Below are 17,043 nucleotides of genomic sequence, written 5' to 3'. Positions count from 1 at the left end.
TTATGCTCTCGCGAGTTGCTGACAACTTGTACTGGATGGCCCGTTATCTCGAGCGTGCCGAGCACACGTCGCGCCTGGTGGACGTAAACCTCACGCTGATGCTTGATGAGATTGGGCAGAGTTCGGAATATCGCTGGCGCCGAGTATTGCGAGCACTGGCGTATCGCGGCGAAGAGATCTCGGTTACGGATGGATACAAGCTTGCCGCCGAGTTGGCATTTTCGCCCGACAACCGGGCATCCGTCACGTGGTGCATTGGGGCGGCGCGAGAGAATGCGCGACAGGTGCGTGAACAGATCAGTTCCAGCCAATGGCAGCGTCTGAATCATCTTTACCTGCAAGTGACGCGCGACGACATAGAGATTTCGACAGAGGAGGCCCATCTCTCGGACTTCCTGAACTCGGTCGTGGACGGGATCCACCTCTTCCAGGGTGTTACATCTTCGACGATGACCCATGGTGAGGGGTGGAATTTCATCCGCATGGGACGCTACATTGAGCGGGCACAGGCGGCGGTGAATGTACTGAAGGTGTTTCACCAGGAATTTATTGGGCGCTCCGATAAAACGCTGGAAGGTGCGGATTACCTGGAGTGGATTGGCCTGTTGCGTTCGCTCGGAGCGTTTGAGGCGTACTGCACAACGTACACAGCTGACGTTCACGCCGATCGCGTGCTCGAGTTCCTGTTGCTGAATCCGGAGTTTCCGCACACCGTGCGCTATGCGGTGGACAGCCTGCGTAACGCGCTGGAATCAGTTCAGGGTGAGAGCCGTTCGCGGCGGACGGCCGAACTGAGCCGCGTCGCGGGACGTTTGCAGTCGTCACTCAGCTACGGACAGATTTCCGAGATTCTTGCGCGCGACGTGCAACAGTATCTCGAAGCAATTCTTCGTCAATGTCATGAAATTCACGAACTCATCTACGAGATCTATATTCACTACTCCATCGAAAGCGCGTTGGTGAGCTGAGCGATGTACTACTCCATCCGACACCTGACCAAGTTCTCTTACGCGTCGCCGGTCAGCGAAAGCATCATGGAGACGCGGATGCGTCCGCGCAGCGACAGCAACCAGCGCTGCCTGCTGTTCCATTTGTCGGTGAGCCCGCGGTGCAGCGTGTTCTCGTTCCGGGATCACATGGGGAACCACATCCACCACTTCGATATTCCGGGAGCGCACTCGCAGTTGGTGATCGTGGCGGAGGCAGTGGTGGAGCAGCAAGCGCCGGCGGCGCTGCCGGATGCGCTGCCGTCGTCGGCTTGGGATGATTTGGATTCGGAAGTGGAGCGCGGTGATTTCTGGGAGATGCTGCTGCCGAGCGAGTTTGCGAAACCGACGCCGCTGCTGCAGAACCTCGCGGCGGAGTTGGAGGTTCGGCGCAAAGATGATCCGCTGAGCGTTCTACGCGGCTTGAATGAGCAACTCTATCGCTATTTCGAATACGTTCCGAAGAGCACGCGGGTGGATTCGCCCATCGATGACGCACTTGAAGCGCGATGCGGAGTTTGCCAGGATTTCGCGCACATCATGATTTCGCTGGTACGGCCGTTGGGGATTCCATGCCGCTACGTCAGTGGCTATCTCAACAGCCGATCCGAAGATCACAACCGGTCGCCGGAGACCGCAACGCATGCGTGGGTGGAGGCTTTATTGCCTGGTGTTGGATGGGTCGGGTTTGATCCGACGAACAATTTAATGGCCGGGGAACGGCACATTCGGACGGCGATTGGGCGCGATTATTTCGACGTGCCTCCGACCAAGGGGGTGTTCAGCGGCGACAGCCCAAGTGAACTATCGGTGGCGGTACGGGTGGCGGCTTCGACGGCGCCTTCGGCACTGGACGAGGATCAGCCTATTCCGGCAGATTGGGCGATTCTCGTCGAAAAGGCGCAGGAGCCACCACGGCCAACCGCGGCGTCGCAAACCCAACAGCAGCAGCAGTGAGCTTTTAGGACGACGTTGTACCATGTTGCGGTGCAAGCGCTCTTGAGGACCGCATCCCGCCTAGTTTTCGCGTTCCTCATCTTTTTTCTGAGCGCCGCCTTCGCTCAAACCGCTGTGCTTCCATTCCAGTCGGAAGTTGCGCCGGACGCTTCCGGGCGACTCAGCTTCGAAGGCAGAAGCTGGTGGCCGCGCGCGAAAGCACTCAAAGAGGGCGAATCCCTTAAGGTCGATGCTCGGGGCGACCGTAGCGCGAATGCGATCGTGAAGCGCGACGGCGGAGACATTGTCGAGGCCATTGATGAGACCGGCACGGCGAGCGATCCTTGGAACCAGGTCAGCACGATTTATCTCGTGAGTTACAAGGGAACTGGCGTCGTCGATCGCATGGTCGCGTATTACGACACCGACCACGACGGCAAGGCGGATGAGATGGAGATCCGCTACTACGAATCCGGCGTGCTGCGCTACGGGTTATTCGGCGAGAACTTCGATGGCAACGGGATTCCAGTGTTTGAGCTTCGGCACTGGGAGTATTTCGAGGGAGGCACGCGCAATTATCGCAAGGGCAATGCGCTGATTTACTACAACAAGTACGATGCCGCGACGCGATCATGGATGGCGTGGGGAGAGTGTCCATTTGCGTTTTCGGATGCGACGCATCGGGGAACGTCCGACTCCGTGGTTCGGCTGAGCGTTGTGCCGGAGAAGTCGTTGACGGGAGACGATCCGGATTTCGCCAACAACCTGGATGGGTACCGCTCTTCTGTAAGTCCATCGCCTGCCGATATGGTGGTTGGGAATGTGAGATTGAGTTATCGGCTGGAGCCGTCCGCTCAATCGACGCACTTTACGTTTGGCTTCACGATGTTTGGAGATGCGCCGGCCGCGGGGGCGATGACGGCACATACGCTGCCGCTTCGACCTCCGCCGCAGACGGTTTATCGTCCGGAGCGCGAGCGTGCCTTGCAGGTGGCGCTGGCATATCCGGCGCAGCAAACCGGTTTCACGTGGGATGAGACCGGGCAGGTAGATCGGTGGGAAGGGCAGTTCTGGACCTGGGACCGGCGGCCGATTCAGAACACGGGTGGGCCTACGCAGCGATGGAATCTGCGGCATGAATACTCCGACAAGGCTAGCGAATCGCGTCAGCTCTACTATTCGCCGCTGGACCGGCGGATTCATCTGTTCGGCGCAGTTGAGAGCTGGATTGAAGTCGGGCATCTGGTGAACGACCGCAAGGACCTGGAGATTCGAGCTTGGGATGCAGACCACGATGGATTCCTGGATACGTGGGAGGTATTCGAAGGCGGTAACGCTCAACAGGCGCGGACTTTTACCGTGAGCGGCGCGCAAAACCAGATGCTCGCACTGGACCGGGAAGCGCTCGGGAAGTTGTACTTCGAGGAAGTCCTGCCCAAAGTGATTTCCGAGGATGAGAGCCTGATTGGCAAGCTGCGATCCTTTGCGGAAGACCGGACGGCGGAGTCCTACCTTCGCGCTGCGACCAATGAGCCATCTCCGGAGCGCAAGCGACTGCTGTTGGACAGCTCCCGTGAGGTCTACTTCCTTCGCGCGATGAAGGCGGCACGAGAACGAAATGCCACGCGCGATCTACCGGGGAGACCGTTTGTGAGTGAGCCGGGGCGCCGGACATCGCCGACGACCTCGGAGTGGATGCGGCATCCGCGGTACTCGTACTGGCGCTGGCGCGAGGTCAAGAAACAGCACTCCAGCGAAGAATCGGTCCGCTACTGGGACTGCGAAGTGCGAATCCGGAAGATCGAACAGGCGTATGGGAGCGGGGACTTTGCGGCGGTGGAGGCTGACTTGGCGCCGTTATTTGCCGCTCTTCCGCCTCCGGTTCGGCATTCGTCGGTCTCGCTATGGCTACTGGTAGGGATGGTTTTGGCGGTGGCTTACCTTCTGTTCAGCTTGCGGCGACCGTCGCGGGTTTAGGCGGGCCGGCACGGCGGTTTCCCATATCGGACATTGCGCATCCAGAATTTCCGGGCTATAGTGCTAAGTCTGTTTAAATCTTATATTTCGCGCTGATTCGCCAGCGCTTCTTGAGGCCTTTCTCTGCATGGCACATCCCGGTTCTGCGATTAAGGATCGCAAAATTAGGTTCGCTGTTGTTGGTTGCGGCCGAATTTCCAAAAACCACTTTGATTCGTTGAAAACGCACGAGGCGGACACCGAACTCGTCTCGGTTTGCGACGTAGATCCGGCGGCGCTGGAGGCTGCCGTCAAAACGACCGGCGCCAAGGGCTACGACAAACTGGACGCCATGCTGGCGGACAGTCCGGCGGACGTGGTGGTGCTCGCGTCTCCCAGCGGCCTGCACTCGAACCAGGCCATCGCGGTGGCGCACTCCAAGCGTCACGTGGTCACGGAAAAGCCAATGGCTACCCGTTGGGCGGACGGCCAGGCGATGGTCCGCGCCTGCGACCACGCCGGGGTCCGGTTGTTCGTAGTGAAGCAGAACCGGGGCAATGCGACCCTGCGGGCTCTGAAGACCGCCATCGACCAGGGGCGGTTTGGACGCATTTACATGGTGAACGTAAACGTCTTCTGGTCGCGTCCGCAGTCGTACTACGACAGCGCTGATTGGCGCGGGACGTGGGAGTTCGATGGCGGCGCCTTTATGAACCAGGCGAGCCATTACGTGGACCTGCTCGATTACATGATCGGCCCGGTGGAGAGCGTGCAGGCCTATACGGCGACGCTGGCACGGAACATCGAGGTCGAGGACAGCGGCGTGGCTAGCATCAAGTGGCGGTCCGGGGCGCTCGGGTCCATCAACGTGACCATGCTGGTGCATAAGAAGAACTTCGAAGGCTCGCTGACCATCATCGGCGAGAAGGGGACCGTGCGCATTGGTGGCGTCGCGGTGAACGAGATCCAGCATTGGGAGTTTGAAGATTCCCGTCCGGAAGACCAGAAGATCAAGGAAGCGAGCTACCAGACGACGTCGGTGTATGGGTTCGGACATCCGCACTATTACAAGAACGTGATTGATGTCCTGCGCGGGGAGTGTGAACCGCAAACTGACGGCAGAGAGGGGCTGCGTTCGCTCGAGCTTTTGATTGCGACGTATATCTCCGCACGCGACGGTCGCCGCATTTCGCTGCCGCTCGATTACTAGGAACCGTATGTCGAACTCGACCAAGCAAGAACTTGGATACACCGTGCATCCCAGCGCCATTGTGGACGAAGGCGCGAAGATCGGCGCGGGCACCCGCATCTGGCATTGGGTCCACGTGCAGGGAAATTCCGTGATTGGGGAGCGATGTTCGCTTGGACAAAATGTCTACGTGGGCAAGGCGATCATCGGAAACAACGTCAAAATTCAGAATAATGTCTCGGTTTACGACGATGTGGAACTTGAGGACGATGTGTTCTGTGGACCGAGCATGGTGTTCACGAATGTCATCAATCCGCGGAGCCATGTCGTACGCAAGAACGAGTACAAGCGCACCCTGGTGAAGAAGGGCGCGACCATCGGGGCGAATGCGGTGATCGTCTGCGGGAACACGATTGGCGAGTACGCGATGGTTGGCGCGGGTTCCGTCGTGACGAAGAATGTGCCGGCGTTTGCGCTGGTGTTGGGGAACCCGGCAAAGCGAGTGGGCTGGATGTGCCAGTGTGGAATCCGCTTGAAGTTCGAGTCCGATAAGGCGCACTGCGAAGCGTGCGGCTGGGACTATGAGCTTCAAGGCGAGGTGTGTGTCGCGGTCCGATGAAGATTGCAGTCATCGGTGGTGGCATCAACGGCGTGATGTCCGCCTGGCAGCTTGCAGCCGACGGGCACAAAGTCACGCTCTTTGAACGCGACGAATTGATGTCAGCGACGAGCAGCGCTTCGACGAAGTTATTGCATGGCGGTCTGCGATACCTCGAAAACGGACAATTGATGCTGGTGCGCGAAGCTCTCCAGGAGCGGACCTGGTGGATTGAGAACGCGCCGCAATTAGCGCATCGCCTTCAGATCGTGATTCCGCTGTATCGGGACTCGAAGCGGCCGGCGTGGATGCTCAAGATTGGGCTCGCGACCTACGATCTGCTGGCGGGGTCGCGCAACCTCGGGCGGCATCGTCGTTTGAGCCGCGAGGCGTTGTTGGAACTGGCGCCGGAATTGAAATCCGATGGACTGCTGGGTGGATTCGCGTTTTATGACGGCCAGATGAACGACGCGGCCCTTGGCAGGTGGGCGGCGGAGAAAGCAATCGCGGCCGGGGTCGAGGTTCGGCAGCATGAACCGGTTGAGAGGGTGTCAAAGGACGGCGAAGTAAGTTGGGCATCGACGACCGAGTCGTTCGATCGAGTGGTGAATGTGAGTGGTCCGTGGGCCAAGCAACTGCTCGCACAAAGTGGGATTGCAACGAAGTACGATCTCGACCTGGTGCGAGGGAGCCATTTGATCCTCGACCGCCCAATTCACGCAGGATTTATGTTGCAAGTTCCGGGCGAGGAGCGGGTTTGTTTTGCGCTACCCTATGAAGGCAAAACACTGCTGGGAACGACCGAGGTGCGGCAGTCTCTGGAGGAGCCGATTCGCTGCTCCGCAGAGGAGAAGGCGTACCTGATTAAGGTCTTCAACCACTACCTGCAGCCGGCAATTGATGGGAAAAACGTAGTACGCACCTTTGCGGGGTTGCGTCCGCTGATTCGATCGGCGGAGAATCCTACACACGCGACCCGTGAGTATCACATCTGGCGCGAAGGGAAACTGATCAACGTGTTCGGCGGGAAGTGGACGACCTCGCGGATACTTGGCCAAAAAGTGGCGAAGATCGCAGGCAAAGAGTAAAGAGGGTTTATGGAATTCATCGATCTCAAAGCGCAATACAAGCAGATAAAAGCGTCGGTTGATCGCCGCATGCAAGCCGTTCTCGACCATGCTCAGTTCATCATGGGGCCGGAAATCAAGGAGCTTGAAGACAAGCTGGCTGCGTTCACCGGGTCGAAGCACTGCATTAGCTGCGCGAGCGGTACGGACGCGCTAATGCTCGCGATGATGGCGCTGAATATCGGCGCGGGCGACGAGGTTGTGACCTCTCCGTTTACGTTCATTGCGACCGCCGAGATGATCGCGCTGCTGGGCGCCAAGCCGGTGTTCGTTGATATTTGCGCGGACAATTACAACCTCGATCCGGAGCTTCTCGCGCGCGCGATCACGCCACGCACGAAGGCGATCATGCCGGTTTCACTGTATGGGCAATGCGCCGATATGGACGCGATCAACGAAGTCGCAGGCGGGATTCCGGTGATCGAGGATGCGGCGCAGAGCTTCGGGGCGAAGTATCACGGACAGATGTCGTGCAATCTTTCGACGATCGGCTGCACCAGCTTCTTCCCATCGAAACCGCTGGGTTGTTATGGCGATGGCGGCGCGTGCTTCACCAATGACGACGTGCTGGCCACGAAGATGAAGCAGATTCGCGTGCACGGCCAGGACCGCAGATACCATCACCCGGTCATCGGGTTTAACGGACGTCTCGATACGCTGCAGGCTGCGGTGCTGCTGGCGAAGTTCGATGTGTTTGAGCAGGAAATCCAGCAGCGCGAACGCGTCGCGACGAGCTACAAGAAGCATTTCGACGCAGCGGTGCAAACTCCGCGACTGCGACCGTATTGCACGTCGGTTTACGCGCAGTACACCATCGAAGTGGACCACCGAGACGAAGTGCAGGACACCCTGAAGAGCAAAGGCGTTCCTACTGCTGTGCACTATCCAGTTCCGCTGCACTTGCAGCCGGCCTTCGCATTCCTGGGGCAGGGAGTTGGGGCGTTCCCGGTGAGTGAGCGGGCGGCGCAGCGCGTGATGAGCCTTCCGATGCACCCCTACATGCCCGAGAACGAGATTGAGCAGGTTACGGCAGCGGTGAAGGAGTGCACGCAGCTGTCGGTTACGGCAGCGCCAGGACGATAGATTGATATTGAGCAAGACATTCAAACTGGTCCTGTTCGGCTTGCTGTTCGCGATTTCGACAATCGGTAGCGTTGCGCAGTCGAGCTGGGACGGTTCCAGCTATGTGCCGCTCGATAGTTGGGTCTATCCGGCGGTAGAGCGGTTGGAGTCGCTGGGGCTGCTGCGTACTCCGTTCCTCGGCATGCGTCCCTGGACGCGGCTGCAGTGCGCGCAGTTCGTGACGGAAGCCCGCCTCGGGATGACTGATGCCGACCTGGCTGGAAGCGTCCGCTTCGAGATTTACCGCGAGCTGGAGCACGAGTTCAAGCCGGAGCTTGGGGAAATTGCCGGCGCCGGCAATGACGTGATCGCGTTCGATGACGTTTATGCCCGGAGCATGCAGATCTCAGGCAAACCCTTGGCGGATGGCGAGCACTTCGGGCAGACGATTACGAACGACTTCGGGCGTCCCTACTGGACGGGGCAAAACTTCATAGCCGGGGTGGAAGTGCACGGCCAGGACGGGCCGATCTTCGCCGCGTTCCGCGGGGAGTACCAGTATTCACCGGCGATGCCGAGCCTGAGTGCCGGTGTGATTCAAACGCTGTCAGAGATTGATCGTGTCCCGCTTGCGGTGAATTCGTTCGGGCGGCCGCAAACGAACACGTTCCGGCTTCTGGATACCTATGTGGGGATCCGGCTGGCAGCGATGCAGGTCACGTTCGGCAAGCAGAGTTTGAACTGGGGGCCGACGCAGATGGGCAGCATGTTGTTCAGCAACAACGTCGATCCGCCTTACATGCTGCGCATCAGCCAGGTCACCCCGGCGCGATGGCCCTGGATTCTCAGATACTTAGGTCCGGCAAGGTCGGAGTTCTTCTTCGCCAAGATGTCGGGCCATATGTATCCGGCGCGTCCGTTCATTCACGGGGAGAAGTTCTCGTTCCGGCCGACGGAGAACCTGGAGTTCGGGATTTCGAGGACGACGGTGTTTTTGGGGGTCGGCCACGGGATGACGATCGGGCGGATTGCCAAGAGCTATTTCAGCGTGGGGGATAACTTAACCAGCAACGCCTCCAGCTCGGATCCGGGCGATCGTAAGGGCGGTCTGGACTTCTGGTACCGGCTGCCTAAACTCCGGAATTGGTTAAGCTTCTATAACGATTCGTTCACCGATGATGATCCCTCGCCACTTGCGGCTCCGGCCCGGGCGCCAATGAATCCAGGACTGTATTTATCGCATGTTCCAGGCATTCCTAAGCTCGACTTTCGAGCCGAAGCTGCATATACTGACCTGACCGCAGCCCATAGCAAAGGCGGCACCTTCGTCTATTACAATGTTGTCTATAAAGATACCTATACCCAAAAGGGTTTTCTCCTAGGCAACGTGGTGGGGCGGCAAGGCAAAGCCTATCAGGCCAGCACTTCCTATTGGTTTACGCCGAGGCGGCGCTTGCAGTTGCTGTACCGGGACCAGCAGGTGCGCAACGATTTCATTCCGGGCGCCGGAACGCAGCATACGGGTCAGGCTACGTTCGATTGGAACTTTGGGAAGAAGGTGTCCATGTCTGCCATGGCCCAGTATGAAAGGTGGACGATTCCGCTCATAGCGGATGGACCGCAGAACGATTTCACCGCATGGCTGCAGCTGAAGTATTCGCCGGACAAAGTATTTGAACTACCCGCGCTGCGCCATCATCAACCGGCAGCGCCGCCAGCGACTGTGCAATACGGAGACCAGCAATGGGTCGATCCACAACAACAGAAGTAGTTCGGGGTTTGGAGTCTTGAGCATGAGAAGGCTGACTGACGCAACGAAGTACCTGGCGATCGCTGTCCTGGTCGCGGGCGGGATTGTGTCGAACCCAGGGAGCACGGCCATTGCCCAAGAGCCGGCGGCGCAGGAACCGGCGGTACAGGCGCCGGCAGATGCCGCGCAATCCGCCGAACGTTCCGCGATCCGCATCGGTGCAGGCGACAAACTCGAAGTAGTTACGTATCGCGTTCCTGAACTTACGCTCCGCACGCAAGTGGGCAGTAACGGCGACGTCAAGTTTCCGCTCGTCGGCGAGTTGAAGATGGCGGGATTGACCGTTTCCGAGGCACAGACCAAGATCGCGGATGCATTGGTTGCGCAAGGGTATGTACTGAATCCGCAGGTAACGATCGTGGTGACGGAGTACGCCACCCAAGGAGTGTCGGTGCTGGGCGAAGTCTCGCAGCCTGGTATCTATCCGTTTTTTGGTCCGCATCGCCTGACGGATGTGCTCTCGGCTGCCGGTGGACTCACGGTGAAAGCCGGTCAGACAATCACCTTGATCCATAAGGCGGACCCGGACAACAAGATTTCCCTCGATATTCCGCGTGATCTCGCACATTCTCCCAACAACGTCGAAGTCTTCCCGGGCGACACGATCATCGTCTCGAAGGCGGGCGTGGTGTATGTGGTGGGGGAAGTGAACCGGCCGGGCGGGTTCCTGCTCGAGAACAACATGCCGATCTCGGTGCTTCAGGCAATCGCGTTGGCGCAGGGATTCACGCGCGATGGAAACCAGAAGGAAGCACGGATCGTCCGCCGGACTCCGACCGGTCTGCAGGAAATTCCGATCCAGTTGAACAAGTTGATGGCTGGGGATGGCCCGGATCGGTTGTTGAGTCCGGATGACATCGTGTTTGTGCCGGCGAGCAACATGAAGATTTTGAGACGGCGGTTCGGTGATGCCGCAATTGCCGCGTCGAGTGCGGCAGTGTACTACGCGTTCCACTAAGCAGCAGGGTAGGAGAGGGTTCTGGTGTCTGCAACGAATTTAGCAACGAGAAAAGACCTGCTTCCGCAGAACGGTAAAGGGGCGCGGTGGCAGCCGTCTGAGTCCGACGGGCAGAAGATCGACTTCGACGGGCTGTTCCGGATCATCGTGCGCCGGCGCAAACTGCTGGCAGCCGGCGTGCTGCTTGGGATCCTGCTCGCGACGGCATATTGCATCCTGAAAACCAGGCGGTATGAGGGTGAGGCGACCGTCTACGTGCATCCGGAAGGCAGCGATGTGCTGGGCTCCATGCCGGATCTCGGCCTCTCCTCGGGAATGGATTGGAACTCGCAGCTTGCGACACAGATCAAGATCCTACAGAGCGATGCGTTGGCGTGGGACGTGGTAAAGAGGCTCCGTCTCGATCAGAAGCCGCCATTTGCGGGAGACAAGCTTTACACCGAAGGTTCGGGGACGTGGTACAGCCATCACGGTTTGCGCTCGCTGCCCAACGAGCCGCTTTCGAACATCGGCAATGCCCGGCGTCAGCAGTTGTTGGCGCGATTCCAGTTGGGGCTGGATGTGACTGAGGTACCGCGCACCGGCATCGTTCAGCTTCGCTTCCGTTCTTCGGATCCGGAATTGGCGGCCGCAGTTGTGAATGAACTCGCGGAAGCGTACACCGAGCACAATTTCCAGGTTGCGTATGAATCCACGATCAAGGCGTCTGACTGGCTTGCCAAACAACTCGTGGAGCTGAAGACCGGCATCCAGAGCTCGGAACAACAGATTGCGGACTACCAGAAGACGCACAAGATCATTGGCACGGACGAGAACAACAACCTGACGCTTGCCACTCTCGATGACGTGAGCAAGCAATACACGGATGCCCAAGCCGATCGCATCATGAAAGAGGCGAAGTATCGCCTCGCTAAGAGCGGCAATCCCGAGTTGATTGGAATGTTGGTACCTGACAGCGTGCTGCCGGTATTGCGCACACAGGAAGCCGACATCCAGAACCAGTTGTCGCAGGCCACGGCGATTTACGGGCCGAACTATCCGCGCGTGGTTGAGTTGAAGAAGCAGTTGGCGCAAGTGAACGCGAGCCTTGCCAAAGAGACCAGGGACATCGAGGCCCGGTTCAGCAGCGAGTACGAAGCTTCTCTGAACACTGAAAACAAGATCAAAGGCAACTTCGATCAGCATCAGCAAGAAGCGCTTTCGAAGAGCCAGAATTTCAGCGAATACAGCCGGTTGCGCCGCGAGGTGGATACCAGCCGCGACATCTACGACGACTTGCTGCGAAAGCTGCGTGAAGCCGGCGTGATGGCGAGCTTGAAAGCCGCGAACATTGACGTGGTGGATGCCGCTCCGGTTCCGATTAAGCCAGTAGAGCCCGCTATGAAGCTGGCGATGGCGCTTGGCCTGATTGGCGGATTGTTCATGGGATTCGCGGGCGTAGTGGTCGCCGAAGCCGTAGATCAGTCGCTGAAGACTCCGGATGACGTTGAGTTGATCACTTCGCTCCCGGTGATTGGAGTGATTCCCAACACCGCAGTAGGTCGATCATCGAATGGAAGACCTGGGCGTACTGCGGTGAAGCAAGAAGCTATGGGCATCGACGTATTGACCCGGCCGAACTCACAGTTCTCCGAGTCGTTCCGCACCCTGCGGACTTCGATCATGTTGTCGTTCCCGAGCCGACCGCCGAAGTCACTCGTGGTGACCAGCGCGTTGCCGGGAGAAGGAAAGAGCACGATCAGCATGAACGTGGCCGGTACGCTGGTGCAGCGCGGCGCGCGGGTGTTGCTGGTGGACGCCGATATGCGTCGCGGACGCCTGGCGTCGCGGGCCGGCGCGCAGGAAGGCGACGGCCTCACCGAGTGCCTCTCGGGATTGCGGCGGTGGACGGATGTGGTCCAGGACGCTTCAGGCATCGCAGGTTTGCGCATCCTGTCTGCCGGTGTGCGCCCTCCCAACCCGGCTGAACTGCTTTCGAGCGACAAGCTGAAAGAGATGCTGGAGGAGTGGCAGAAGAATTTCGACCACGTGATCTTCGACGCGCCGCCTGCGCTCGTCGTTACAGACGCGGTGGTTCTCGCGCTGCTTTGCGATGCGGTGCTGCTGGTTGCGCGATCAGGTGTGACCCATCGTTCGGCACTACGCCGTTCGTACGAGATGTTGCTTCACGATGGCATCCGTGTCGCCGGCGTGATTCTCAATATGTACAACCCGGCGGGCGATTACGGGTATTACGGCAGCAATTATTACTCGTACTACCACGAGGGCGAAGGCGTAAAGGCTGACCGTGACTGATGGGAGTACAGGAACGATCGCTGCGCCGGATCAGTCCGCCTCGGAAATGCCGGTCGTACCGAAGAAAAAGCCTGGCGGCAAGTCCTTCATCGCCGATTTGCTGGCGACGGGAGCGACGGAAGCTGCGGTTTTCTTAGCGATCATCATCAACATTTCGCTCGTCAGCCGGCTGCTTGGCGTCATCGCGCTGGCGCAGTTCCTGCTGGTTCGACGCGTTTACGCGTGGATGCAATCTGGAACACAGCTCGGCCTCTCGGTGTCGCTGCCAAGGCATATCGCGCACGACGTCGATCGAGAGACAACCGGGCCCCGTTACTTTTTTACTGCGATCGTATGGGGCGCGCTTTCTGCAGCCACGACGGCGCTGGTTTTTTTTGCGGGCGGAAAATATTCCGCCAAGCTGATGTATGGTGGCGCCGAGTATCAAATGCTGGTCGCGCCGCTCTCGGCACTACTCGTGGCCAGCATCATCCACGTAATGGTTTACGGGTACCATCGCGGACTCAACCGAATGGGCACTGCGAATTGGTTGATGGTCCTGAATATGGCGGTCGTTCCGTTGCTCATGACGGGGGTGGCGTGGCGATACCAGTCAGTCGTGTTGCTCCTGTACTTGCAGGCGGCAGGAATGGCTGTTGTTTCGATCGCGATGGCGCCGCGTTTCCGGAGACTGCCCGCGTTTCGTGCGGAGTTGCAGTTCAAACCCTTAAGCAAGAGCCTTCTTAGCTACGGAATCTTGCGCATGCCCGGCGAAATTGGCTTCGGAGCATTGATCGCGCTCGGGCCGGTTATCGCGATGCATTACACCTCCATCAGTGAAGTCTCCGTGCTCCTGCTCGGGATGAGCGCATTGACTGCGGTATCGCTGGCGGTCACGCCACTCGGCACGCTGCTGTTGGCAAAGATCAGCATCATGCTCTCCGAAGGACGAATGGATGACGTGCGGATGCGGGTGGGAATGCTTTGCGATGCAGTTTTGCAGGTTTCGACCTTCCTCTTTCTGCAGTGCCTGATCCTGTGTGGACCAATTGTCACCCTTTGGGTTGGTTCCGGATTTCACGGGCAAGTATCGGTACTGCGGGCGGTGCTGTTGAGCGTACCGTTCTATACCGTTTTCGTTTCGACCCGCTCCGTGATTGATGCAGCTTCGACCAAACCCTACAACGCGAGGAACGTGCTCATTTCGCTGAGTGTATTCGCGGTCTGTGCAGGGATCGCGTGCTGGACAAAGCCGCAGCCGTTTACCCTCGCAATCGGTGGGGCCATCTTCGCTTCCCTGGCTGTGCTGGGAGTCCTGAGTTGGCGGATGGTACATTCGCTGCTCAGCATCGAGTCGAAGTTCGTATCTCTACTTCCGGTGTTTGCCACAAACCTGGTCCTGGGTGGCCTGAGCGTCGCTGTATATCGGCTCTGCTCCTATCGAATGAATTTCTTTGTACTTGCAGGCCTGGAAATCGCCGAAGTCGTGGTGTTGTTGGCGGTCATCAACAAATTGCAATCTCCGTGGTGGGTGTACCTGGTGGGGGCGCTTCGGAAGAACCAGGGCAATCCGACGGCTGAACCGATCGCGCAGGTCGATTAAGCATGGACATTCGCAGAGCAAGGATACTGGTTGCGTCAGCGGCATACATTTTTCTGCTCATGCTGATGTACCGGACGGTGATCGCTCCTGATTTCTATTACATGGGGCTATGGTACGTTCCGCTCCACGGCCTCTCGTTTCTCGTGACGTACACCTGCGCTATGTTGCCGGCTTGCTGGATGCCGCTCCGGATGCGGCGTCCCTCGCAGCTCTCCTATTGGGTCCTGTACTTCATCATGTTCATTCCGGCAATCACAATACCGGCCCACGCGCTGGAAATACATTTGTCTGACCTCGTTCCATTTCAATTGGCGCTGACGATGGGGTTCTTTCTCGCGGGTATGGGGCAATGGTTCAGGCTTATAACGTTTCCCTCGTTCAGGATTTCGCCAACCACATTCTGGATCGTGTTTTGGCTGGTATTTCTCGCCGGTTACGGCTACATCATCAACAGTACCCACGCAAATTTCGTCAACGGCATGTCGGCATTTGCGCTCGGGGGGAACGAATACGATCTTCGTGGCGTCTACAAGAAGTACGGAGAGTCTGACCGCCTACTCCAGTACATCGTCGACTCCGAGGCCAGTGCTCTTAATACGTTTCTGGTCGGCTATGGAATCGTTCGCCAACGCTGGGTGCTCTCAGTGATTGGGATTCTCGGCGAGTTGTTTCTCTTCACCGTGACGGGATTCCGGTCGGTGCTCTTTTCCACGCTGCTTCTGCTCTTCGTCTTCTTCCAGCTTAAACGGCTGCATCGAAGCTTCGCGCTTTTCCCGATCAGCTTCTCAGCGGTGATCATCGGATCGCGCATTATGGACAAGGTGGCGCATACCGCCTCTGTCTCTTCCTTGTTCCTGCGCCGGTTGGTTCTTGAGCCTGGGCTGATTTGCGGCTGGTATTTCGAGTACTTTAACGCAAACCCTAAAGATTTCTTCTCGCACAGTCCGATTCTGAAGTCCTTTACGCGAAGTGTTTATGCGCTGCCGCCCGCGAACCAGATTGCAGCGGTTTATTTCGGCAAGCCCGAAGTGTCAGCCAACGGTAACCTGTTTGCCGATGGATTCGCACAGATCGGATTTTCGGGCATCCTGTTCTTCGGAACGGCGCTCGCCATTTATTACTGGGTCTATGACTGTGTGGCGAAGGACCGTGATTGGAAGATCGGCGCTTTGATGCTGAGCGTTCCCTCTATCACGCTCTCAAACACGGCGTTCTTCACGGCGCTTGTGAGTCACGGCCTGATACTGGCGATTCTCGTTCAGTACTTTTCTCCGCGCTCACCCGACGGAACACAGGCTAATCTTGAAACATCCTACGAACTCGAGGATGAGGTTCCGGAGGACGCGACGGTATCGTGAGTCCTGTTTCCTCCAACCAACCGATTGCGTCGCGACCCAGGGTGGTGCACTTCAGTTCGGTGCATTCTGCGGATGACGTCCGCATTCTGCACAAGGAAGGGAAGTCTCTCGCCGCTGAAGGCTACGACGTGAACTTTGTCGTGCCGCACACGCAGGACGAAGAGCGCGACGGCGTGCGGATCCACGCAGTGCCGATTCCAAAGAACCGTCGGGAGCGGACGACTCGTACGGTATGGCAGGTCTATCGGAAGGTGCTCGGGCTGAAGCCGCAAGTAGCACATTTTCACGACCCGGAACTGATCCCGGTGGGGATGCTGCTCAAGATGCGCGGAATCCGCGTAGTTTACGACGTGCATGAAGACTACAGCGCGACCATGATGGACAAAGAGTGGCTGCCTTTACCTGTGCGGTGGTTGGCGCGAGCGGGGGTAGTGGGTTTCGAGTCGGCGGGTTGCGCGATGTTCGATCAGATCATTACCGCAACCGAGGGGATTGCGGAGCGGATGCCGCCGAAGAAAACCGTGCCGGTGCAGAACTTCCCCATGCTGGCAGAGTTTCCCACCGCCGGTGGCGTGCCTTATTCGTCGCGAGACAACGTGGTGGTCTTTGTCGGTGGATTGGGATTAATCCGCGGCGCGAAGGAGATGGTCGAGGCGATTCAGTTAGTCCCGGACCATCTCAATCCGAAGCTGCTGATTGTTGGGCCGCTGGAGCCGCCGGTGAGTCCTGAGTGGATCGCTGCGATCGACGTGAAAAAGCGCGTGACCTGGGGAGGCGTGAAGCGGCGGCACGAGTTGAAAGATATTTTTGGTGTCGCGCGCTGCGGGATTATTGCGTTCCTGCCGCTGAAGAACCACTTGAATGCTCAGCCCAACAAGATGTTCGAATACATGGCGGCGGGGTTGCCGCTGGTTGCGTCAGACTTCCCTTACATGCGCAAAGTGACCGATGGCGCTCGCTGTGGGATCTCGGTGGATCCGTTGTCGGCGCAGAGCATTGCGGATGCGATGCAGTGGATCTTTGAGCATCCGGCGGAAGCGGAAGAAATGGGGAAGCGTGGTCGCGCGGCGGTGGAAAGTGAGTACACTTGGGAGTCGCAGCGCCAGCGGCTCGTCGCCTGTTATCAGCGCCTCACCGCGAGAAATGGCGCACAGATTTTGTCGCAGCATGCCTAAAATCAAAACGA

At 58.3% G+C, this 17,043-nt stretch carries 13 protein-coding genes; all 13 read left to right on the top strand.

The features are described 5' to 3' along the window. Nucleotides 1-2 precede the first annotated feature (2 nt). The 13 genes from ACID345_RS17140 (at nucleotide 3) to ACID345_RS17080 (ending at nucleotide 17,032) form a co-directional block, all read left to right on the top strand. Nucleotides 3-968 (top strand): alpha-E domain-containing protein, encoded by a 966-nt coding sequence (locus ACID345_RS17140; RefSeq protein ID WP_011524119.1) that lies wholly within the window; start codon nucleotides 3-5, stop codon nucleotides 966-968. A gap of 3 nt (nucleotides 969-971) precedes the next feature. After that, entirely contained in the window at nucleotides 972-1,943 is a 972-nt protein-coding gene (locus ACID345_RS17135) for a transglutaminase family protein (RefSeq protein WP_011524118.1), read from the top strand. Between the two features lie 42 nt (nucleotides 1,944-1,985). Further along, nucleotides 1,986-3,899 (top strand): hypothetical protein, encoded by a 1,914-nt coding sequence (locus ACID345_RS17130; RefSeq protein WP_148210150.1) that lies wholly within the window; start codon nucleotides 1,986-1,988, stop codon nucleotides 3,897-3,899. Nucleotides 3,900-4,026: 127 nt separating this feature from the next. Next, nucleotides 4,027-5,088 carry a Gfo/Idh/MocA family protein gene (locus tag ACID345_RS17125; RefSeq protein ID WP_011524116.1) on the top strand — a complete coding sequence of 354 codons (1,062 nt, stop codon included), beginning with the start codon at nucleotides 4,027-4,029 and terminating at the stop codon, nucleotides 5,086-5,088. Nucleotides 5,089-5,095: 7 nt separating this feature from the next. After that, nucleotides 5,096-5,686, top strand: coding sequence for an acyltransferase (locus ACID345_RS17120; RefSeq protein ID WP_011524115.1), 591 nt, complete (start codon nucleotides 5,096-5,098; stop codon nucleotides 5,684-5,686). After that, nucleotides 5,683-6,753, top strand: a complete 1,071-nt coding sequence (locus tag ACID345_RS17115) for a glycerol-3-phosphate dehydrogenase/oxidase (RefSeq protein WP_011524114.1) — start codon at nucleotides 5,683-5,685, stop codon at nucleotides 6,751-6,753. Before ACID345_RS17120 ends, ACID345_RS17115 begins: the two co-directional genes overlap by 4 nt. A 9-nt stretch (nucleotides 6,754-6,762) precedes the next feature. Continuing rightward, on the top strand, nucleotides 6,763-7,875 hold the full coding sequence (locus ACID345_RS17110) for a DegT/DnrJ/EryC1/StrS family aminotransferase (RefSeq protein ID WP_011524113.1): 1,113 nt from the start codon (nucleotides 6,763-6,765) through the stop codon (nucleotides 7,873-7,875). 7 nt (nucleotides 7,876-7,882) lie between these two features. Next, nucleotides 7,883-9,625, top strand: coding sequence for a capsule assembly Wzi family protein (locus ACID345_RS17105; protein WP_148210149.1), 1,743 nt, complete (start codon nucleotides 7,883-7,885; stop codon nucleotides 9,623-9,625). Between the two features lie 22 nt (nucleotides 9,626-9,647). Further along, nucleotides 9,648-10,622, top strand: coding sequence for a polysaccharide biosynthesis/export family protein (locus ACID345_RS17100; protein ID WP_011524111.1), 975 nt, complete (start codon nucleotides 9,648-9,650; stop codon nucleotides 10,620-10,622). 24 nt (nucleotides 10,623-10,646) lie between these two features. Next, nucleotides 10,647-12,917 carry a GumC family protein gene (locus ACID345_RS17095; RefSeq protein WP_011524110.1) on the top strand — a complete coding sequence of 757 codons (2,271 nt, stop codon included), beginning with the start codon at nucleotides 10,647-10,649 and terminating at the stop codon, nucleotides 12,915-12,917. A 46-nt stretch (nucleotides 12,918-12,963) separates the two neighbouring features. After that, nucleotides 12,964-14,499, top strand: coding sequence for a lipopolysaccharide biosynthesis protein (locus tag ACID345_RS17090; protein ID WP_011524109.1), 1,536 nt, complete (start codon nucleotides 12,964-12,966; stop codon nucleotides 14,497-14,499). Nucleotides 14,500-14,501: 2 nt separating this feature from the next. After that, nucleotides 14,502-15,857, top strand: coding sequence for a hypothetical protein (locus ACID345_RS17085; RefSeq protein WP_011524108.1), 1,356 nt, complete (start codon nucleotides 14,502-14,504; stop codon nucleotides 15,855-15,857). Next, on the top strand, nucleotides 15,854-17,032 hold the full coding sequence (locus tag ACID345_RS17080; protein WP_011524107.1) for a glycosyltransferase family 4 protein: 1,179 nt from the start codon (nucleotides 15,854-15,856) through the stop codon (nucleotides 17,030-17,032). The genes ACID345_RS17085 and ACID345_RS17080 overlap by 4 nt, the downstream gene beginning before the upstream one ends. Nucleotides 17,033-17,043 lie beyond the last annotated feature (11 nt).

The organism is Candidatus Koribacter versatilis Ellin345 (genome assembly GCF_000014005.1).
Lineage (GTDB): Bacteria > Acidobacteriota > Terriglobia > Terriglobales > Acidobacteriaceae > Korobacter > Korobacter versatilis_A.
This window is presented reverse-complemented; position numbering and strand designations above follow the sequence as displayed.